The sequence below is a fragment of the Qipengyuania aurantiaca genome, from assembly GCF_019711375.1.
GTDB classification, from domain to species: Bacteria; Pseudomonadota; Alphaproteobacteria; order Sphingomonadales; family Sphingomonadaceae; genus Qipengyuania; species Qipengyuania aurantiaca.
Genome location: NZ_CP081295.1, coordinates 953,042 through 972,450, shown reverse-complemented (window position 1 = coordinate 972,450; position 19,409 = coordinate 953,042). Strand labels below are relative to the sequence as shown.

At 64.5% G+C, this 19,409-nt stretch carries 20 protein-coding genes; 18 read left to right on the top strand and 2 right to left on the bottom strand.

The window, feature by feature from the left end; genetic code table 11:
- Positions 1-44 precede the first annotated feature (44 nt).
- Positions 45-980 (top strand): ribose-phosphate pyrophosphokinase, encoded by a 936-nt coding sequence (locus K3148_RS04730; RefSeq protein ID WP_221426163.1) that lies wholly within the window; start codon positions 45-47, stop codon positions 978-980.
- Here K3148_RS04730 and K3148_RS04725 read toward each other — a convergent pair.
- Complete coding sequence (locus K3148_RS04725; protein ID WP_221426162.1) at positions 977-1,855, bottom strand: helix-turn-helix transcriptional regulator; 879 nt, start codon at positions 1,853-1,855, stop codon at positions 977-979. The two genes, K3148_RS04730 and K3148_RS04725, sit on opposite strands and share 4 nt — an antisense overlap.
- A gap of 235 nt (positions 1,856-2,090) precedes the next feature.
- On the opposite strand from K3148_RS04725, the gene hisN reads away from it, so the two are divergent.
- The 4 genes from hisN to K3148_RS04705 all read left to right on the top strand — a co-directional run bounded on the left by hisN (position 2,091) and on the right by K3148_RS04705 (position 5,180).
- Entirely contained in the window at positions 2,091-2,873 is a 783-nt protein-coding gene (gene hisN, locus K3148_RS04720) for a histidinol-phosphatase (RefSeq protein ID WP_221426161.1), read from the top strand.
- Positions 2,874-2,989: 116 nt separating this feature from the next.
- Entirely contained in the window at positions 2,990-3,580 is a 591-nt protein-coding gene (locus K3148_RS04715; RefSeq protein WP_221426160.1) for an outer membrane beta-barrel protein, read from the top strand.
- Positions 3,581-3,664: 84 nt separating this feature from the next.
- Positions 3,665-4,429 carry an SDR family NAD(P)-dependent oxidoreductase gene (locus K3148_RS04710; protein ID WP_221426159.1) on the top strand — a complete coding sequence of 255 codons (765 nt, stop codon included), beginning with the start codon at positions 3,665-3,667 and terminating at the stop codon, positions 4,427-4,429.
- 1 nt (position 4,430) lies between these two features.
- Positions 4,431-5,180 carry an SDR family oxidoreductase gene (locus K3148_RS04705; protein WP_221426158.1) on the top strand — a complete coding sequence of 250 codons (750 nt, stop codon included), beginning with the start codon at positions 4,431-4,433 and terminating at the stop codon, positions 5,178-5,180.
- Between the two features lie 5 nt (positions 5,181-5,185).
- Here K3148_RS04705 and K3148_RS04700 read toward each other — a convergent pair whose 3' ends face one another.
- A complete protein-coding gene (locus K3148_RS04700; RefSeq protein ID WP_221426157.1) occupies positions 5,186-5,800 on the bottom strand; it encodes a pyridoxamine 5'-phosphate oxidase family protein in 615 nt (204 codons plus the stop codon).
- 199 nt (positions 5,801-5,999) lie between these two features.
- On the opposite strand from K3148_RS04700, the gene rpmI reads away from it, so the two are divergent.
- The 13 genes from rpmI (at position 6,000) to K3148_RS04635 (ending at position 19,267) form a co-directional block, all read left to right on the top strand.
- Positions 6,000-6,203 (top strand): 50S ribosomal protein L35, encoded by a 204-nt coding sequence (rpmI, locus tag K3148_RS04695; RefSeq protein WP_221426156.1) that lies wholly within the window; start codon positions 6,000-6,002, stop codon positions 6,201-6,203.
- A 23-nt stretch (positions 6,204-6,226) separates the two neighbouring features.
- Positions 6,227-6,586, top strand: a complete 360-nt coding sequence (gene rplT, locus K3148_RS04690; protein ID WP_067464943.1) for a 50S ribosomal protein L20 — start codon at positions 6,227-6,229, stop codon at positions 6,584-6,586.
- Between the two features lie 107 nt (positions 6,587-6,693).
- Entirely contained in the window at positions 6,694-7,611 is a 918-nt protein-coding gene (locus K3148_RS04685; RefSeq protein WP_221426155.1) for an AraC family transcriptional regulator, read from the top strand.
- Positions 7,608-8,522 (top strand): helix-turn-helix domain-containing protein, encoded by a 915-nt coding sequence (locus tag K3148_RS04680; RefSeq protein WP_221426154.1) that lies wholly within the window; start codon positions 7,608-7,610, stop codon positions 8,520-8,522. The genes K3148_RS04685 and K3148_RS04680 overlap by 4 nt, the downstream gene beginning before the upstream one ends.
- 47 nt (positions 8,523-8,569) lie before the next feature.
- Complete coding sequence (locus tag K3148_RS04675) at positions 8,570-9,493, top strand: helix-turn-helix domain-containing protein (RefSeq protein WP_221426153.1); 924 nt, start codon at positions 8,570-8,572, stop codon at positions 9,491-9,493.
- A gap of 57 nt (positions 9,494-9,550) precedes the next feature.
- On the top strand, positions 9,551-10,651 hold the full coding sequence (gene pheS / locus K3148_RS04670) for a phenylalanine--tRNA ligase subunit alpha (RefSeq protein ID WP_221426152.1): 1,101 nt from the start codon (positions 9,551-9,553) through the stop codon (positions 10,649-10,651).
- Complete coding sequence (pheT, locus tag K3148_RS04665; protein ID WP_221426151.1) at positions 10,648-13,059, top strand: phenylalanine--tRNA ligase subunit beta; 2,412 nt, start codon at positions 10,648-10,650, stop codon at positions 13,057-13,059. Before pheS ends, pheT begins: the two co-directional genes overlap by 4 nt.
- 418 nt (positions 13,060-13,477) lie before the next feature.
- Entirely contained in the window at positions 13,478-14,221 is a 744-nt protein-coding gene (locus K3148_RS04660) for an SDR family NAD(P)-dependent oxidoreductase (protein WP_221426150.1), read from the top strand.
- A 7-nt stretch (positions 14,222-14,228) separates the two neighbouring features.
- Positions 14,229-15,752 carry a peptide chain release factor 3 gene (locus K3148_RS04655; RefSeq protein ID WP_221426149.1) on the top strand — a complete coding sequence of 508 codons (1,524 nt, stop codon included), beginning with the start codon at positions 14,229-14,231 and terminating at the stop codon, positions 15,750-15,752.
- A gap of 37 nt (positions 15,753-15,789) precedes the next feature.
- Positions 15,790-16,659, top strand: a complete 870-nt coding sequence (locus tag K3148_RS04650; protein WP_221426148.1) for an alpha/beta fold hydrolase — start codon at positions 15,790-15,792, stop codon at positions 16,657-16,659.
- Positions 16,660-16,701: 42 nt separating this feature from the next.
- Entirely contained in the window at positions 16,702-17,403 is a 702-nt protein-coding gene (locus tag K3148_RS04645; RefSeq protein WP_221426147.1) for an endonuclease/exonuclease/phosphatase family protein, read from the top strand.
- Positions 17,404-17,546: 143 nt separating this feature from the next.
- On the top strand, positions 17,547-17,885 hold the full coding sequence (locus K3148_RS04640; RefSeq protein WP_221426146.1) for a P-II family nitrogen regulator: 339 nt from the start codon (positions 17,547-17,549) through the stop codon (positions 17,883-17,885).
- Between the two features lie 29 nt (positions 17,886-17,914).
- A complete protein-coding gene (locus K3148_RS04635) occupies positions 17,915-19,267 on the top strand; it encodes an ammonium transporter (RefSeq protein WP_221426145.1) in 1,353 nt (450 codons plus the stop codon).
- Positions 19,268-19,409 lie beyond the last annotated feature (142 nt).

Below are 19,409 nucleotides of genomic sequence, written 5' to 3'. Positions count from 1 at the left end.
GCTAGGCGGGGGGCACCGAAAGCTTCCGACGGGGATTCGCTTACATGAAAATCATGGCCGCCAATTCGAACCTGCCGCTCGCCCGGGCGATTGCGGGCTATCTCGAAATGCCTCTGGTGGATGCCGGCGTGCGCCGCTTCGCCGACGAGGAAATCTTCGTCGAGATTCACGAGAACGTGCGCGGCGAGGATGTGTTCGTGGTCCAGTCCACGAGCTATCCCGCGAACGACAACCTCATGGAGCTTTTGATCTGCATCGATGCGCTGAAGCGCGCATCGGCTCGCCGCATTACGGCGGTGGTGCCCTATTTCGGCTATGCCCGGCAGGACCGCAAACCCGGCCCGCGCACCCCGATCTCGGCCAAGCTGGTCGCCAATCTCATCACCGAAGCCGGCGCCGATCGTGTCCTCGCCGTCGATCTTCACGCCGGCCAGATCCAGGGCTTCTTCGATATCCCGACCGACAACCTCTTCGGCGCGCCGGTCATGGCTGCCGATATCCAGGCGCGCTACGGCGACAAGGATCTGATGGTCGTCTCGCCCGATGTCGGCGGCGTGGTCCGCGCCCGCGCGCTCGCCAAGCGCCTCGACAACGCGCCGCTGGCCATCGTCGACAAGCGCCGTGACCGGCCGGGCGAGAGCGAGGTGATGAACATCATCGGCGACGTCTCCAACCGCCACTGCATCATGATCGACGACATCATCGATTCGGGCGGCACGCTGTGCAACGCGGCGCAGGCGCTGCTCGACCAGGGCGCGGCTTCGGTCACGGCCTATATTACGCACGGCGTTCTGTCGGGCGGGGCGGTTGCGCGCGTCGACGGTTCGGCGCTGAACGAGCTGGTGATCACCGATTCTATCAAGCCGACCGATGCGGCCAAGGATTCGGATAAGGTCCGCATCCTCACCATCGCGCCGCTGATCGGCGAGGCCGTGCGCCGCATTGCCGACGAAAGCTCGGTCAGTTCGCTGTTCGACTAGATCGAAGGGTCCCAGCCTTCGGGCGGGACAGGCTCGGCTGCGGGATCGCGCCAAGGCGGTTCGGTAATCCCGAGTTCGCCCATGGCTTCCAGCCTGCGCATCTGTCGTATCTCCAGATCAATCCGCAAGAGGATCGCCTCCTGCCGTGCCAGTGCGCCGGGCGAAGTCCCGAAATAGTGCTGGATCTCGCGCGTCATGTGCGACTGGTCGAAATAGCGTAGCCGGAAGCTGGCCTCTTCTTCGGGCATCGCAACGCCGAGCAGGGCAGCTGCCATATCCAGAGCGCGCGCACGGCGGGTCGCCTGCTTGGGGCTGATGCCGAAGCTGGTGCGCACCTGCCGCTCGACCGTGCGGCGACTGACCCCGAAGCGCTCGGCTATCTCTTGCAGATCGATGTCCGGCGCAATCAGCATACGGCGATAGATATCGTGAGCCAGCGGCGGCGGTTCGTTGTCGACCCGCGTGAACAGGACCTCGCGGGTCAGCGCTTCAAAGGTGTCGAGCCATTTTTCGCGGGGCTCGGAGGGATCGTAGGCCGTGCGCCGGATAGACGGCGGAAGTCCGCTGTCGAAACATTCTACACGGTCGAGCGTCGCCTCATGGGTCTTGCTCTGGTCGAGTGGCGGGGCTCCGGGGTGGAATTGGAGGAGGAGGAAGCGGATCGGCCCCTGCACCTCCACCGGCATTTCTCTCGTCTGGGGGCCGAAATAGACTGTGCGATTGCCTTCGGCCGTGTCGAATTCGCGCGGGCCGCCCGCCGTTTCGAGGCGCCACTTGCCTCGCAGGAACACGCGGATAACCGGATTGGCGGCAAAGAAACCGCACTGCCTGCGCACCTTGTCGGTGACGATGTCGACGGCCGCGAGCGATTGCACCCATGGCGCGATGTCGGCGGCTGGCGGGCGACTGTAGGCGAGCGGATGGCCGTCCCGGGTCAGGCCCGTCGTTGAAACGAGCGCCGACGAAGACGCGGATGGGCTTCGCTTGCCATGGGCACTGGCAGAACCGTGTCCGATTGCGAACTCCCCTTAGGGTGCGACCCTCAAGGGTGAGGCTGTGTCATGGCACGGGCGTCTTGACCCGCGCCCCTCGAACGTCAAATGCGCAGACATGGCTACACGTTCCGACCTCGATCTCGCCCATCGCCTCGCCGACCTTGCCGGTGAAGCGATCCGACCCTTGTTCCGCGGAGACTGGGACGAGGAGCAGAAGTCCGACAAGAGCTTCGTGACCGAAGCCGACCGCGCTGCCGAAGCGGTCATGCGCCAGCTGATCGAGGCCGAGCGTCCCGACGACGGCATCATCGGCGAGGAATACGGCATTCGCAATGAACAGGCAGGTCGCCAGTGGGTGCTCGACCCCATCGACGGAACCACCAGCTTTATCGCCGGACGACCGATTTTCGGAACCCTGATCGCGTTGGTGCAGGACGGTTTCCCCGTACTCGGCATCATCGACCAGCCTATCGGCCGCGAACGCTGGGCCGGGCGGACGGGCGAAGGAACGACCTTCAACGGCAAGCCGGTGACGACGGCCCGTTGCCGCGAACTGGCGAACGCCGTTCTTGCCACCACCACGCCGCACCAGTTTTCCGACCACGAGGCCGACCACTTCATGGGCCTCGCCAAGGCCGTGGCGGAGCGCAAGATCATCTACGGCGGCGATTGCTACAATTACGGGCTCGTCGCCAGCGGCCATGTCGATCTGGTTTGCGAAGCGGGCCTGAAGTTGCACGATTTTGCGGCGCTCGCCCCGGTCGTTGAAGGCGCGGGCGGGATGATGTGCGACTGGCGCGGCGAGCCGCTACACGCCGAAAGCGACGGCACTGCGCTGGCGATCGGCGATCCTGCGCGCCTGGAGGATGTGCTCGAGGCCATGGATTTGCGGCATTAGCGCAACAGCTGTGGCTTTTCGAACCCCGCTTCGCAAATTTACTCGTCTCTAACCGGTGGCGAGATAAAATGTGGAATCGCTACTCGAATAGCGATTTTTCAAAGGGCATAAGTTACATGAAGAAGACTGTTCTCGCGCTCGCAATGGCGAGCGTTGTCGTGCCTGCCGCTGCACAGGCGCAGGATCGTGATTACGAAAACTACGCTCGCGACGGTTTCCGCATCGAAGCGCGTGCTACTTACGAAACCCCGACCGTCAGCTCGATCATCGAGAGCGGCGACGTCTACAAGCTGGGCAGCGCCATGGCTTGGGGCGGCGAAGTCGGTTACGACGCAGCCATCGGCGGCGACCTTACGGTCGGCCCCTATGCGCAGTATGAACTCGGCACGGTGGAAACCTGCGTCGACGGCATCTGCCTGAGCAGCGAAAGCTATTTCGAAGCCGGTCTTTCGCTCGGCTACGCAATCAATCCCGACGGCGCCCTCTACGGCAAGTTCGGCTACGGCGAGCTTGAACTCGAAGCCACCGACGGCATCGACACGATCAGCGACAGCAACGGCGGCATCGCCTTTGCTCTCGGCTATGAGCAGGGCTTCGGCAGCAATTTCTACGGCCGCATCGAAGGCGGCTACGCCGACGTCGGCGAGTTCGACGGCGTGAACGTGCAGCGTCGCCACTTCGGCGGTGCGCTCGGCCTGCGCTTCTAAGGCAGGATCTGCTGCAAAGCGATTGGGGGCGGGGCGCTGCAAGGCGCCTCGCCCCTTTTTCATCGGCTCATGCATTGAACCAGCATGGATATGGATATGACCCTGCTGGTGACCGGTGCCGGCAATGGCATCGGGCGTGCGATCCTGATGCATTTTGCCGGAAAGGGCTGGCGCACCATCGGTCTCGACACCGATAGCGAAGCGCTGGCCGAATTGCGCGATGCCCTGCCGCGCGAGCGCGCCCTCTTGCTGACCTGCAACGTCGGGCGCGAGGGCGAGGTCGCCCGTGCCTTCGAGCGCATTGCGGAGTGGCTGGGCGACGCGCCGCTCGATTGCCTCGTCAACAACGCGGGCATCGCCGATCCCTATTGCGGTCCGCTGGAGGATCTCGACCTCGCCAGCTGGCAGGAGTGGATCGATGCGAGCCTGACGGCCGCCTTCCTCGTTACTCGCGCCGCTCTCCCGCACCTGCGGCGTGCCAAGAGCGCCAGCGTGGCCAACATCTCCTCCACTCGCGCAATCATGAGCGAGCCGGAAACCTTTGCCTATGCGGCGGCGAAGGGCGGGCTCGACGCCCTGACGCATTCGATGGCGGTCACTCTCGGCCCGGCGATCCGCGTCAACGCGATCCGCCCCGGCTGGATCGAGACGGGGCCGTGGCAGAAGAGCGGCGCGCGCTCGCATCCCGATCACCGCGCGAAAGACCGCGACCAGCACCCTGCCGGGCGGATCGGCAAGCCGGAGGACATCGCCGAGGCTGTCGACTATCTCCACCACGCCAGCTTCGTCACCGGCCAGCATCTCAACATCGATGGTGGCATGACGGTGAAGATGATCTACGAAGACTGACATGACGACAGGGGGAAAACTCGAAGGGCGCCGCGCGCTGGTGACAGGCGCGGCCCGGGGACTGGGCCTCGCCATCGCTTCGCGCCTCGCCGCCGACGGGGCGAGCGTATGGCTGGGCGGGCGCGACCTTGCCGCGCTCGAGAAGGCTTGCGCCGGGTTGGAAGGCGATGCGCGCCCGCTCGCCTTCGACGTCACCGACGAGGCCGCCACCGCTGCCGCCTTCGAACGCCTTGCCGAAGACGGGCTCGACATCCTGGTCAACAATGTCGGCGAACGCGACCGTCGCAGCTTCGAGAATATCGAGCGGGGCGATATGGCGCGGCTGATGGACAGCAATCTCGTCGCCCCCTTCGATCTGGCGCGAAGGGCCGTGCCGCTGATGCGCGCGAGCGGTTATGGGCGGATCGTCAACATCACCTCGATCGCCTCGCACATCGCGCGCGGCGACGCCTCCTATACGGCGAGCAAGGCCGCGCTCGACGGGCTGACGCGCGCGCTGGCAGCAGAGCTTGGGCCGGAAGGGATTACGGTGAACGCGGTTGCTCCCGGCTTCGTGCTGACCGAACGCAACGAGGAATGGTTCACCGATGGTCCCGAAATCGCCGACCACCTCGCGCGTCGTACCTCGCTCGGCCGCTGGGCCACACCCGAGGAAATCGCCGGACCCGTGGCCTTCCTCGCCTCGCCCGAAGCCTCCTACATCACCGGCCACACGCTGATCGTCGACGGCGGCTACGTCACCCACTTCTGACTGGACTACTCGCCGAGCCGCGCTCGTAGCTCTGCGTTCTCTGCGCGCAGGCGTTTAAGCTCGATTTCGATCACGGACATCGTCTCCGCCAGTTCCACTTTGGTGAAGCGCGGCGTGATGTGCTGAGGGCAGTTCCAGTCATAGGCCACCAGCGTAAACACCAGGAAACGCTCGACCGTGGCGCCATAATCCTCGTCGACGAGCGTCCGCGCGAGGGCGGCATCGGCGGCGCCGTGCACGCTCATATGCGCCAGCACCTTCATCCGCTTGCGCCGCGGATAATCCATCAGGAACAGCGAGACGCGGTCGTCCTCCTTGCTGTTGCCCAGCGTGATATACTGCCGGTTGCCCCGGAAATCGGCGATCCCGAGGCGGCGATCGTCGAGTAGCTTGATGAAGCCGGGCGGTCCGCCGCGGTGCTGGAGATAGGGCCAGCCGCTTTGCGAATTGCTGGCGATATAGAAGCTGTCGCGGGCCGCGATGAAGGCGGCGGCATTTTCGTCGAACCGGGTGAACTCGCGCGAGCCGGAAAACCCTTCCCACTGCTCGCGCGCATCGTTCTCGCGTTGCGCCTCGCGCACGCCCTTCGTGGTCAGTTCATCGAGATAGGTGTAAGCCATGCGCGTGCCTTTCCGCGATCTGCGGTGCGACCCTGATACACTTTAGGGCGCTTCCACCTCACCGCAACGCTTGCATTGCGCGCAGGAATCGTTATTTGCGCGGCCTTCACCGACACGTGATTCCTCTGCCGGTCTGGCCGTAAGGGCTGCCAGGGCTGGTTGTACGTGTCTCTGATTCGATTCCGATTAGGAGATGAAAATGCCCAAGCTGAAGACCAAGAGCGGTGTGAAGAAGCGCTTCAAGCTCACCGCTACCGGCAAGGTCAAGCATGGTGTCGCCGGTAAGCGCCACCGCCTGTCCAGCCACAACGCGAAGTATATCCGCCAGAACCGCGGCACGACTGTCCTGTCCGAAGCAGACTGGAAAGCCGTCAAGAAGTGGGCGCCGTACGGCCTCGACTGATCGCGAATTAAGGAGAATCTGATATGCCTCGCATTAAACGCGGCGTTACCACGCGCCAGAAGCACAAGCGGCTCCTAGACCAGGCCAAGGGCTATCGCGGTCGCCGCAAGAACACCATCCGCGTCGCGCGCCAGGCGGTCGAAAAGGCCGGCCAGTACGCCTATCGCGACCGCAAGGTTAAGAAGCGCAACTTCCGCGCCCTGTGGATCCAGCGCATCAACGCGGCCGTTCGCGCCGAAGGCCTGACTTATTCGCAGTTCATGCACGGCACCAAGCTGGCCGGCATCGAGCTGGACCGCAAGGTCATGGCCGATCTCGCCATGAACGAAGGCGCAGCCTTTAAGGCGATCATCGAACAGGCGAAGAAAGCCCTTCCGGCTTAATCGTTTACGCGATCAAGAACAAAAAGCGGGCGCCCTCCCAAGTGGAGGGCGCCCGTTTTTCTTTGCGGGATATGGAGGCGGCCTCCAAAATACGGTACGCTGCGTGCATGAGGAGTGCCGGGGAACAGGGCGGCGCCAAGGCCATCAGCGTGCGGTTCTTCGCGCCGCCGGACGATCTCGCGCCCTGCTTCACCACCTTTTACCGTATGGAAGTTCGCTTGCCGCCGGGCGAGATATTGTCCGATCTGCTCCAGCCCGAATGGGCCAACCTGCGGTTCTTCAAGGACAATCCGCCTGTCGCCAAGCCGCTTCTCGGCGGCGATCCGGTGTCCTCGCGCTTCCAGGCGACCGGCCCCAGTTCGCACCCCATGAGCTTCGAGATCGGGTCGACCACCATGTGGGGAATCGGCCTCCTCCCGCTCGGCTGGGCGCGATTCGTGCAGATGCCCGCCGATGGCTTCGCCGACACGATCTGCGATGGCGAGCACAGCGAGGCCTTCGCCAAGTTCCTGCCGCTGCTCGACATCGTCGATGCGCCCGGCATGTCGCCGGAAGAGGAATTCACCGCGATCACCTGGTTCTTCCGCGAACTGGCGCCCATGCCCAAGGATGCCGAGCGGATCCTGCAGGTACACGAGGCGATGATCGATCCCTTCCTGCTCGAAGTCGGCGCGCTGGCCGATACGGTCGGCCTGACCAAGCGCACGCTGGAGCGGCTCTGCGCACGCCATTTCGGCTTTCCGCCGCGCCTTCTGCTGCGGCGCCAGCGGATGATGCGCAGCCTTGCCGCCTTCATGCTGTCCGACAGCCAGAACTGGTCCGAGACCATCGATCGGCATTACCACGACCAGGCCCATTTCGTGCACGAGTTCCACAATTTCATGGGCATGAGCCCGAGCCAGTATGCGCAGCGCCCCCACCCGGTGCTTGAAGCCTTCATGACCGAACGCCAGCGCGTGTGGGGCTCGCCGGTGCAGACCCTCGACGTGCCGCGCCACGGAGACCTCGACGAGGACGCGGGATGAGCGGACAGGTTGCGGGCGGGCATCCGCGGGTCTCGCTTCAGTTCTTCCTCCCGCCGGAGGACCTACGGCCGTTCCTCAGCACTTTCTATTCGATGAAGGTGACGGGTAGCCGGAACGAGCCGGTGCGCGATCGCCTCCATCCCGAATGGACCAATCTGCGCTATTTCCCAGAAGGCGCGTGCAAGGCCTCGGTGGGCGAAGACGAGCCGATGCCGATACCGCCCTTGAGCCTCACCGGACCGACCAGCCGCAACACGCGTTTCGAGGCCTTGCCGTCGCATAGCTGGGGGATCGGTATCCTGCCGCTTGGTCTCGCCCGCCTCACTCCGCTTTCGGCGCGCCAGTTGGCCGACCGCATCTCCGATCCGTTCGAATTGGACGAACTGGCCGGGCTGCGCCGGCTCGAACCGATTATGGCGCGTGAAGACGCAGAGCCCGCGCAGCAGGTCGAGAGTCTCGCCGCTGCCATGCGCGAACTGCTGGCGGCCCCTGCGCGCCGCGAAGATGCGATCGTGCGCGTGCAGGCGGCGCTGGTCGATCCGCAGACGCACAGCGTGGCGGACCTCGCCCATTGCGCCTCGATGTCGACCCGCACGCTCGAACGGTTCTGCCGGGACGCTTTCGGCTTTTCGCCGCAACTCCTGCTGAGGCGCCAGCGATTCCTCAGAAGCTTAGCGCAATTCATGCTCGACCCTTCGATGAAATGGCTCGAAACGCTCGACCAGCATTACACCGACCAGGCGCATTTCGTGCGTGATTTCCGCTTTTTCATGACGATGACGCCGAGCGAATACGCCGCGCTCGACCATCCGGTCCTGTCGGCGGCGGCGAAGGCGCGAATGGCGGCGGCAGGCGAGGCTATGCAGGTCCTCCAGCGACCCGCCGCGCCCTCGCATCGGAAAGAGGCCTAGCCCGCTAGCCCTTGCCAACAGGGGCAATCCGGTTCGATAGGGCGCGCATGGGCGACTCCGGACCCGCCATCAACGAATTCAGCCGTTCAGGCCTGCGCCTGAGGGTCATCGGCCTCGCCCCCGATCTCGCACCCTATACGCTCGGTTGCTACCGGACCGAAGTGGCGGAAGGCACGCTGGTCGAGGACTGGCTTCCGCCGGAACAGGCGAACCTTCGCACGGGAACGGCCGAAATCTACGAGGCCGCGATCGGCGACGACCCGCTTGTCGATGTTCCCCTGGCCGTGTTGTCGGGCGCGACCAACCGGGTGACGCGGTTGCGCATTCGCCATGGCCAGTTTTGGGGGATCGGCCTGACGCCGGCCGGCTGGGCGCGGCTGATCGGTCACCAGGCCTCCGATATGGCCAACAGCTTCCGCGACATCCGCAGCGTCGATGGGCTGGAGCCGATTGCCGACCTGCTCGATACCCTGCGCGAGGATGGCGACGACATGGAAGCCTCCGCCGAGCGTATCAACAGCTGCTTCCGCGACCAGCTCGGCCGGCGCCCGCAGGAAGAAAGCACGATCCACGCGGTGCATCTCAGCCTGCTCTCGGAGGACACCACCTCCGTCGCGCCGCTCGCAGCGATGGCGGGCAAGAACCCGCGCACCTTCGAGCGGTTCTGCAAGCGGCATTTCGGCTTTTCCGCGCGCGCCCTGCTCAAGAAGCAGCGGTTCCTGCGCAGTCTGGGCAAATACATGCTCGATCCGTCGATGAAATGGACCAACGCGCTCGACACGCATTACTGGGACCAGGCGCATTTCATTCGCGACTTCAAGGCGACGATGGGCATGACGCCGAGCGAGTATGCGCAGACCCCGCATCCCATCGTCGAAGCCGCCGTTGCGGTAACCGCGGCCAGCGTGGGCGTGCCGCACCAGGCGCTCAAAGGGCCGGGGCAGGTCATCGAGGACGAAACTGGGGTTTAGCATTTGCGCATTCACCGCTAGAGGCAGCGGCGCACACCCACTCCAGCCGAGAGATTCATGACCGATCTGGCCACCCTGCAGGATTCCGCGCTCAGCCGTATTGCCGCTGCCGACGATGCCGAAGCGCTCGAAGCGCTGCGTATCGAGTACCTTGGCAAGCAGGGTTCGATCTCGGCGCTGATGAAGACGCTAGGCAAGATGAGCCCCGAGGAACGTCAGGAACAGGCGCCGAAAATTCAGGGCGCGCGCACGGCGGTGGCCGACGCGATTGCCGCGCGTAAGGATGCCTTCGAAGCGGAAGAGCTCGAGCGCAGGCTGGCCTCCGAACGGCTCGATCTGACCCTGCCTGCACCGCAAGCGCCCAAGGGCAGCGTCCACCCGGTCAGCCAGGTGATGGACGAGCTGGCGGAAATCTTCGCCGACCTCGGCTTCTCGGTCGCCACCGGTCCCGAGATCGAGGACGACTGGCACAATTTCACCGCGCTCAACATGGCCGAAACGCACCCCGCGCGCGCCATGCACGACACATTCTATTTCCCCGACCGCGACGCCGACGGGAACCGCATGTTGCTTCGGACCCACACGAGCCCCGTGCAAATCCGCAGCATGATGAAGCAGGGCGCACCGATCCGCATCATCGCGCCGGGCCGCGTCTATCGCTCCGATAGCGACGCGACGCACACGCCGATGTTCCACCAGGTCGAAGGCCTCGTGATCGACCGCGACATCAATCTCGGCCACCTCAAGTGGACGCTCGAGACCTTCCTCAAGGCCTTCTTCGAGCGCGACGACATCGTGCTGCGCCTGCGGCCCTCCTACTTCCCCTTCACCGAACCTTCGGTCGAAGTCGATGTGGGCTGGGAAAACGTCAACGGCCGCAAGGTCCTCGGCGGCGACGGCGATGCGCCGGGTCACGGCTGGATGGAGCTGCTCGGCAGCGGCATGGTCAACCGTCGCGTGATCGAATTCGCCGGGCTCGATCCCGACGAGTGGCAGGGATTTGCTTTCGGCGTAGGCGTCGACCGCCTCGCAATGCTCAAATACGGGATGGATGATTTGCGCGCCTTCTTCGACGGCGACCAGCGCTGGCTGGACCACTACGGCTTCTCGCCCTTCGACCAGCCGACGCTTTCTGCAGGCGTGGGAGCAGGCGCATGAAGTTCTCGCTCGAATGGCTGAAGTACTTCCTCGAAACCGACGCGAGCGTTTCGGACATCGCGGCTGCGCTCAATCGAATCGGCCATGAGGTCGAAGGCATCGAAGACCCGGCCGACAAGCTCGAAGGCTTCCGCATCGCGAAGGTGCTGACCGCGGCCAAGCATCCCGATGCCGACAAGCTGCAGGTGCTCACCGTCGACACGGGTGAGGGCGATCCGCTGCAGGTCGTCTGCGGCGCGCCCAATGCGCGTGCCGGAATGAAGGGCGTGCTGGGCCTGCCCGGCGCAGTGGTCCCCTCGAACGGCATGGAACTGCGCAAGAGCGCGATCCGCGGCGTCGAATCGAACGGCATGATGTGCTCGGTGCGCGAGCTCGAGCTGGGCGAAGAGCACGATGGCATCATTGAATTGCCCGAGGATGCACCGGTCGGTCAGACCTTCGCCGAATACCATGATGCTTCGCCGGTGTTCGACGTGGCGATCACGCCGAACCGCCCCGATTGCATGGGCGTTCAGGGCATCGCACGCGATCTCGCGGCGGCAGGCCTCGGTACGTTCAAGCCGGTCGAAGCCTCGGCCATTGCGGTTTCGGGTGCGTGCCCGGTCGAAATCCGCACCGACGATCCGGAAGGCTGCCCGGCGTTTTACGGCCGCGTCATTCGCGGTGTCGACAACACCAAGGCATCGCCCGACTGGATGCAGCGCCGCCTGATCGCGGCGGGCCAGCGCCCGATCTCGGCGCTGGTCGATGCGACCAACTACCTCATGCTCGCCTTCGGTCGTCCGGCGCACGTCTATGACCTTGCCAAGCTCTCGGGAGCCGTCGTCGCTCGCCGTGCACAGAACGGCGAGACAGTCGAGGCGCTCAACGAGAAGACCTACACGCTCGACGACACCATGACCGTGATCGCCGACGACAAGGGCGTCCACGACATTGCCGGCATCATGGGCGGCGAGCATTCGGGAGCGACCGAGGCCACCACCGACGTCCTGCTCGAGATCGCCTATTTCGATCCCGAGCGCATCGGTGTGACGGGCCGCAATCTGGGCCTTGCCTCGGACGCGCGCACGCGCTTCGAACGCGGTGTCGATCCCGAATTCCTCGACGATGGCCTCGCCATACTCACCGAGCTGATCCTGAAGACCTGCGGCGGCGAGCCGACCGAAGTGGTCCGTGCAGGAACGCCGCCGACCGACGCCAAGACGATCAAGTTCGACCCCCGCCTGACCGAGCGCCTCGGCGCGCTGGGCGTGGCGCAGGAAGAGCAGCGCGCGATCCTCGAAGCGCTCGATTTTAGCGTGGCGGACGACTGGACTGTCACCTGCCCGCCGCGTCGCCACGACATCGAAGGTCCGGCGGATCTGGTGGAAGAGGTCGTGCGAATCCACGGCATCGACGAGGTGAAGAGCACGCCGCTGCCGCGCCGCCCGGGCGTGGCGCTGCCGACCGCGACCCCGCTGCAGCAAATGGAGCGAAAACTTCGCCGTGCAGCCGCCGCGCGCGGCCTCAACGAAGCGATCACCTGGTCCTTCCTGCCGCCTTCCGAGGCCGAGCATTTCGTCCTTCGACAGGCTCAGGATGGTCGGGACAAGTTGTGGGTGCTCGAAAACCCGATCAGTGAGGACATGAAGGCCATGCGCCCCTCGCTCATCCCCGGCCTGCTTTCGGCGGCAAAGCGCAATGCCGATCGCGGTGCGGATGGTGCGCGCCTGTTCGAAATCGGCCGCCGCTATTTCCGCGGGAAAGACGGTGCGAGCGATGAGAAGCCGACGCTGGGCGTGGTGCTCTCGGGCGAGAAGACCCCGCGCGGCTGGGCCAGCGGCAAGGCGGCGAAGTTCGACGCCTATGACGCCAAGGCCGAAGCCGTGGCGCTGCTCGAGGCCGCTGGCGCGCCGGTCGGCAACCTCATGGTCATGGGCGAGGCTGGCGACCAGTTCCACCCCGGCCAATCGGCCACCTTGCGCCTCGGCCCCAAGAATGTGCTTGCCCGCTTCGGCGCAATCCACCCGAACACGCTCAAGGCCTTTGACATCGACGGGCCGGTGATGGCGGTCGAAATCTTCCTCGATGCGATTCCGGGCAAGAAGGGCGGCGGCGGATTTGCGCGCGCGACCTACTCGCCCCCCGCCTTGCAGGCAATCACCCGCGACTTTGCCTTCCTCGTCCCCGCAGACCTTGCAGCTGGCGACCTCGTGAAGGCGGTGCGCGGCGCGGACAAGAAGGCCATCGTCGATGCGCGCGTGTTCGATGTCTTCGCCGGACAGGGAGTGCCCGAAGGCAAGAAGTCGGTAGCGGTCGAAGTCGTCCTCCAGCCGGGGGAAAAGAGCTTCACCGACGAGGAGATCAAGGCGATCTCGGAAAACATCGTGAAGAACGCCGCCAAGCAAGGCGCGGAGCTGCGCGGGTGAGGTTAGTTGTCATCCTCCTATCAGCTGCTCTTGCTGGGTGCGTCTCGACACCGAAGCAGACGCTGACAGATTTTTGTGAGATCGCCACTGGCGGCCTCGAACTCAAATCGCGGTCCTATCGGACAGAGTTAGTTCTTTACGACATCCAACCGCACGGCGTGGTCGCGAAACACCCCGATTGCGAGGGCAAGGTGCTGCTTGTCGGTTTCCGGCATAACCTGCCTGAGCAGACTAAGAATTTGTTTCGCACCCTCTCGCATTTGGCCCCGTACTCAGGTGTCGATGTACTAACGACAGTACGAGTCTCAGTAGACGAGATGGCTGCGCCTGCCGACTATCCCGAGCCTGGACGGCCCACCCCATTTCTCGCGATCGAGGAAATCTACAGCACACGATATCCAACAGCAGGGACTTCCCAATGAGGACCGCTATAGTCACCGGAGCCACCGCTGGCATTGGCGAGGCAACCGTGCGCACGCTTGTCGCGAGCGGCTGGCGCTGCGTGGCGACAGGGCGGCGCAAGGAGCGGCTCGACGCGCTGGTTGCCGAGCTGGGCGCAGACAAGGTGCATGCCGCGTGCTTCGACGTGCGCAATAGCGACGCGATGGATGCGGCGATTGCCTCGCTGCCCGAAGACTTCGCGGGCATCGACCTGCTGGTGAACAACGCCGGTCTCGCGCAGGGCCTGTCGCCCGCGCAGGAAGCCGATCTCGACGACTGGCAGACCATGATCGACACCAATGTGACGGCCATGGTAGTGCTCACCCGCAAGCTCCTGCCCGTGCTGATCGAGCGCAAGGGCGCGATCATCGCGATTGGCTCGGTGGCTGGTAGCTACATCTATCCGGGCGGCAACGTCTATGCCGGGTCGAAGGCCTTCGCGAACCACTTCACCCTAGCCCTGCGCGCCGACCTCCACGGCACCGGCGTGCGCGTGACCAGCATCGAGCCGGGCATGGTCGAGACCGAGTTTACCGTGGTGCGCACGGGCAGCCAGCAGGCTTCGGACGACCTTTATCGCGGCGCCGACCCGATGACCGGGCAGGACATCGCCGACACGATCCGCTGGATCGCCGAACTGCCCCCGTATCTCAACATCAACCGCCTCGAACTGATGCCGGTGAGCCAGGACTTCGCCGGCTTCCGCGTCGCGCGCTCCTAAGAGAACCATGACTTCAGACCGCCGTACATTCGCGATCATTTCGCACCCCGACGCGGGTAAAACCACGCTGACCGAAAAGCTGCTGCTGACCGGCGGCGCGATCCATTTGGCTGGCGAAGTCAAGGCGCGCGGGCAGGCCCGACGTGCGCGCTCCGACTGGATGAAGATCGAGCAGCAGCGCGGGATCTCGGTGACCAGCTCGGTAATGACCTTCGAGCGGGACGGCATCACCTTCAACCTGCTCGACACGCCGGGGCACGAGGACTTCTCCGAAGACACCTACCGGACGCTCACCGCGGTCGACAGCGCCATCATGGTGATCGACGCTGCCAAGGGTATCGAGCCGCAGACGCGCAAGCTGTTCGAGGTCTGCCGCCTGCGCAGCGTGCCGATCATCACCTTCGTCAACAAGGTCGACCGCGAGGGCCGTCCGGTTTTCGAACTGCTCGACGAGATTGCCGACATGCTGGCGCTCGACGTCTCGCCGCAGATGTATCCAGTCGGCATGGGCGGCGAATTCCAGGGCATCCTCGATTTCGCGAGCGGCGAAGTGGTCGTGCCCGAAGGTCCGTCGAAGGAATTCAAGGGCACGCGCGTCGCCGATTTCGACCTGCCCGAAGCGGTGGCGGAAAATGTCGAACTGGCCCAGATCGGCTATCCCGAGTTCGACCTCGAAGCCTATCGCAATGGCGACCTGACGCCGGTCTATTTCGGCTCGGCGCTCAAGAATTTCGGCGTGGTCGAGCTGATCGAGGCGATTGCGAAATACGCCCCGCCGCCGCGTCCGCAGCCCGCGGGCGAGGAGCAAATCAGCCCGGACCGCGACGAGGTCACCGGCTTCGTCTTCAAGGTGCAGGCGAACATGGACCCCAATCACCGCGACCGCATCGCTTTCATGCGGCAGGTCTCGGGCACCTTCAAGCGCGGCATGAAGCTGACGCCGAGCGGCCTCGGCAAGCCGGTCGCGATCCATTCGCCGATCCTTTTCTTCGCGCAGGACCGCGAAGTGGCCGACACGGCCGAGCCGGGCGATATCATCGGCATTCCCAACCACGGCACGCTGCGCGTCGGCGATACGCTGAGCGAGAAGAACCAGGTCCGCTTCACCGGCCTGCCCAACTTCGCACCCGAAATCCTGCGCCGCGTGACACTGGTCGATCCGACCAAGACGAAGCAATTGCGCAAGGCGCTCGACGACCTTTCCGAAGAGGGCGTTATCCAGGTCTTCTATCCCGAGATCGGTGGCCAGTGGATCATCGGCGTGGTCGGCCAGCTCCAGCTCGACGTGCTGATCAGCCGCCTTTCGGCCGAATACAAGGTCGAAGCGAAACTCGAAGCCTCGCCGTTTGCCACCGCGCGCTGGATCAAGGGCGATGACAAGGCGATGGCCGAGTTCGAGAAGTTCAACCTCTCCAACCTCGCCAAGGACCGCGATGGGGACCTCGTCTTCATGGCCAAGAGCCCCTGGGATGTGAACTACCAGGAAGAGAAGAACCCCGAGCTGACCTTCTCGGCGACGAAAGAGCGCTAAGGTTGAAACTCGCGCGGGACTGTCGCAAAGCGCGGCCATGACGCTTACCGGCCCCACCTCCCAGACCTTCATTTCGCAGCGCCTCCGGCTCAATTATCTCGACTGGGGCAATCGCGGCAAACCGCCGCTCGTGCTGGTCCACGGCGGCCGCGACCATGCGCGCAGCTGGGACTGGGTGGCCGAGGAATTGCGCGACGACTGGCACGTGGTGGCGATGGACCATCGCGGCCATGGCGACAGCGACTGGGTCAGCGACGGCAATTACCAGGTCAACGACATGGTCTATGACCTTGCGCAGCTGGTCCACCAGCTCGGCGTCGGCCCCGTCACCATCGTCAGCCACTCGATGGGCGGCAATGTCTCGCTGCGTTACGCCGGGACCTTCCCCGAGATGGTCACCAAGATCGTCGCCATCGAAGGCTTGGGCCCGAGTCCCAAGCGCCAGGCCGAGATGCGCGAGAAAAGCTATCCGGAGCGCATGGCCGAATGGATCGGCCAGAAGCGCAAGGCCTCAGGCCGGTCCCCACGCAAATACGAGAGCATCGAGGCCGCCTTTGCGCGCATGATCGAGGAAAACAGCTACCTCACCGAGGAACAGGCGCGCCACCTCACCATCCACGGGGTCAACCGCAACGAGGACGGCACCTACAGCTGGAAGTTCGACCCGCACCTCAACGTCTGGCACATCGAGGATATTGCCGACGAGTTCCTGCACCAGACCTGGGCCGCGATCACTGCACCCACGCTGCTGCTCTACGGCGCCGACAGCTGGGCATCAAACCCGCAAGGCGATGGCAGGCTCGACCATTTCTCCAACGCCAAGGTTATCGAATTCGAGAACGCCGGCCACTGGCTCCATCACGACCAGTTCGAACGCTTCATGGCGACCATCAGGGATTTTCTCTAAGGGCCTGCGGCACAAGGGCCGGGGCGAGGCATTGGTGATACTGTGCGCCTGACCTTCGCCAGCTACAACATCCACAAGGCCGTCGGGCTCGACCGCAAGCGCGATCCCGAACGGATACTGTCGGTGCTGCACGAGATCGATGCCGATGTGATCGCGCTTCAAGAGGCCGACCGCCGGATCGGCGCGCGCGAGAGCTGTCTTCCGCGGTCGGAGATAGACGATAGCCACTGGCGGCTGGTCGAAGTGGCCAAGCGGCCGCGCAGCATCGGTTGGCACGGCAACGCGCTGCTGGTCCGGCGACACTTCGAGGTTCACGAGGGCGAGGCTCTCGACCTTCCCACGCTGGAGCCACGCGGCGCAGCCTGCGGGGAGATTACGGTGGAAGGCCACCGCCTGCGCATCATCGGCACCCATCTCGACCTTTCGGGCCTCAGGCGGCGGGATCAGATCCGTTCGCTGGTCGGCTTCGTCGAGAAATGTTCGCGCAACCTGCCCACGGTCATCATGGGCGATTTCAACCAGTGGGGCCGGGCGACGGGCGCGATGCGCGAGTTTTCCGACCGCTGGATGGTGGTGACTCCGGGAAAGAGCTACCCTGCGCGCCAGCCGGTTGCCACGCTCGACCGGATCGTGGCGAGCAAGCACTGGGGCTGTGTCGAGGCCGAGGTCCACCACACCGGCCTGTCCGCCGTGGCGTCCGACCACCTGCCGGTTGTCGCCACGCTCGATTTGATTAAAAAATAATCACAAGCCCAATAAATGGGCAATAAATGATGCTTTCGCGGCGTCGGGCGCGCAATTTTGCGCCTGAAGCGGCTTGGCACGCCTTTTGCTGCAAGTGCGAAAGCCGGTGCTTGAACCGGTGCGCAACACGAAGGGGTGTGGCTGTGAAGTTCATCATCGCCGTCATCAAGCCATTCAAGCTCGACGAGGTCCGCGAGGCCCTGGGCGGGATTGGAGTGGCCGGAATGACCGTTTCCGAAGTCAAGGGCTTCGGCCGCCAGAAGGGCCAGACCGAGATTTACCGCGGGGCCGAATATTCGACCAATATGCTGCCCAAGGTGAAGCTCGAAATCGCCGTCGGCGACGATCTGGCCGGCCAGGTGGTCGAAACGATCCAGCAAACCGCCAGCACCGAGGCGATCGGCGACGGGAAGATTTTCGTTTTCGACCTCGCCAGCGCCACCCGCATCCGCACCGGCGAAACCGGCGACACCGCGCTGTGACGCCCGAAGTCACGCCCTGGAGGGACACAATGACCATGCGTAATCTCATGCGCGCCGCCGCCGCTGCGGGCACCGCGCTCTTTACCGCTACTGCCGCCTATGCGCAGGAAGCCGCACCGGAGGCCGTGGAAGCCGCGGCCGCCGTGCCCAACCCCGGCAACAACGCCTGGATGATGACCGCTACGGTCCTCGTCATGCTGATGATCCTGCCGGGCCTGGCGCTGTTCTACGGCGGCCTGACCCGTTCCAAGAACATGCTCTCCACCATGACTCAGATCGGCGCGACTGCAGCGCTGGCCATGATTATTTGGGTTATCTGGGGCTACAGCCTGGCTTTCGGCGACACGACCTACGAAGGCACGCTCGGCCTCTTCATCAGCGGGGGCAGCCTGTTTCTTGCCGGCACCGATGCGAGCAGCACGGCAGCCACCTTCACCGATGAAGTCATCAGCAAATATGTCTTCATCAGCTTCCAGATGACCTTCGCCGCGATCACGGCCGCCCTCATCCTCGGCGCGACCGCCGAGCGCATGAAGTTCAGCGCGGTCATGGCCTTCGTGCCGATCTGGCTGACCATCGTCTATTTCCCGATCGCGCACATGGTATGGGCGGGCGGCGGCCTGCTGTTCGAAGACGGCGCGCTCGACTTTGCGGGCGGCACGGTGGTGCACATCAACGCCGGTGTTTCGGGCCTTGTCCTCGCCTACCTCCTCGGCAAGCGTCGCGGCTGGCCGCAGGAGCCGATGATGCCGCACTCGATGACGCTGACCATGGTTGGCACCGGCCTCCTTTGGGTGGGCTGGTTCGGCTTCAACGCCGGCTCGGCACTCGAGGCGGACGGTTCGGCAGGTCTCGCCATGATCAACACCTTCGTCGCCACGGCAGCCGGTGCTCTGGCTTGGATGGTGATCGAGAAGCTGGCCGGCCACAAGGGCTCGGCGCTCGGCTTCTGTTCGGGCGTGATTGCCGGCCTCGTTGCCGTCACTCCGGCGGCAGGCAACTCGGGCCCCTTCGGCGCCATCCTGCTCGGCATCCTCTCGGCAGCGGTGTGCTACTTCTTCGTCGCCAAGGTAAAAGCCAAATTCGGCTATGACGACAGCCTTGACGCCTTCGGCATCCACGGCGTGGGCGGCATCGTCGGTGCCATCGGCACGGCGGTGGTCTACCAGCCGTGGATCGGTGGTCCAGGCGACGGTTCGACCGCGCTCGGCACGCAGCTCGGCATCCAGGTCTTCTCGGTCGTCGTCACGATTCTCTGGGCCGCTATCGGCACGCTGATCGCCGGTTTCATCGTCAAGGCACTGGTTGGCCTCAGGGTCAGCGAAGAGGCCGAAGTCGACGGGCTCGACATCTCCGAACACGGAGAGCGCGCCTACAACTAGGGAGTATTGCGCGAAAAGTGGGAAGCGGTTTTCGCTTTTCGCGATGCGACCAGACAGAACACCCAGCTCGGCGGGGCCGCCTACTCTCTCCTCTCTCTCCCGGGCGGCCCCGCCCATCCATGTTCCTCCTGCGAACACCGAC

What these genes read in the sequence shown, in the direction of transcription:
- rplT (WP_067464943.1), top strand. Translation starts at nt 6,227, where the DNA reads ATGCCTCGCATTAAACGCGGCGTTACCACGCGCCAGAAGCACAAGCGG.
- K3148_RS04650 (WP_221426148.1), top strand. Translation starts at nt 15,790, where the DNA reads ATGACGCTTACCGGCCCCACCTCCCAGACCTTCATTTCGCAGCGCCTC.
- K3148_RS04655 (WP_221426149.1), top strand. Translation starts at nt 14,229, where the DNA reads ATGACTTCAGACCGCCGTACATTCGCGATCATTTCGCACCCCGACGCG.
- K3148_RS04710 (WP_221426159.1), top strand. Translation starts at nt 3,665, where the DNA reads ATGGATATGGATATGACCCTGCTGGTGACCGGTGCCGGCAATGGCATC.
- K3148_RS04700 (WP_221426157.1), bottom strand. Translation starts at nt 5,800, where the DNA reads ATGGCTTACACCTATCTCGATGAACTGACCACGAAGGGCGTGCGCGAG.
- pheT (WP_221426151.1), top strand. Translation starts at nt 10,648, where the DNA reads ATGAAGTTCTCGCTCGAATGGCTGAAGTACTTCCTCGAAACCGACGCG.
- K3148_RS04675 (WP_221426153.1), top strand. Translation starts at nt 8,570, where the DNA reads ATGGGCGACTCCGGACCCGCCATCAACGAATTCAGCCGTTCAGGCCTG.
- K3148_RS04635 (WP_221426145.1), top strand. Translation starts at nt 17,915, where the DNA reads ATGACCATGCGTAATCTCATGCGCGCCGCCGCCGCTGCGGGCACCGCG.
- K3148_RS04685 (WP_221426155.1), top strand. Translation starts at nt 6,694, where the DNA reads ATGAGGAGTGCCGGGGAACAGGGCGGCGCCAAGGCCATCAGCGTGCGG.
- K3148_RS04730 (WP_221426163.1), top strand. Translation starts at nt 45, where the DNA reads ATGAAAATCATGGCCGCCAATTCGAACCTGCCGCTCGCCCGGGCGATT.
- hisN (WP_221426161.1), top strand. Translation starts at nt 2,091, where the DNA reads ATGGCTACACGTTCCGACCTCGATCTCGCCCATCGCCTCGCCGACCTT.
- K3148_RS04705 (WP_221426158.1), top strand. Translation starts at nt 4,431, where the DNA reads ATGACGACAGGGGGAAAACTCGAAGGGCGCCGCGCGCTGGTGACAGGC.
- K3148_RS04680 (WP_221426154.1), top strand. Translation starts at nt 7,608, where the DNA reads ATGAGCGGACAGGTTGCGGGCGGGCATCCGCGGGTCTCGCTTCAGTTC.
- pheS (WP_221426152.1), top strand. Translation starts at nt 9,551, where the DNA reads ATGACCGATCTGGCCACCCTGCAGGATTCCGCGCTCAGCCGTATTGCC.
- K3148_RS04715 (WP_221426160.1), top strand. Translation starts at nt 2,990, where the DNA reads ATGAAGAAGACTGTTCTCGCGCTCGCAATGGCGAGCGTTGTCGTGCCT.
- K3148_RS04660 (WP_221426150.1), top strand. Translation starts at nt 13,478, where the DNA reads ATGAGGACCGCTATAGTCACCGGAGCCACCGCTGGCATTGGCGAGGCA.
- rpmI (WP_221426156.1), top strand. Translation starts at nt 6,000, where the DNA reads ATGCCCAAGCTGAAGACCAAGAGCGGTGTGAAGAAGCGCTTCAAGCTC.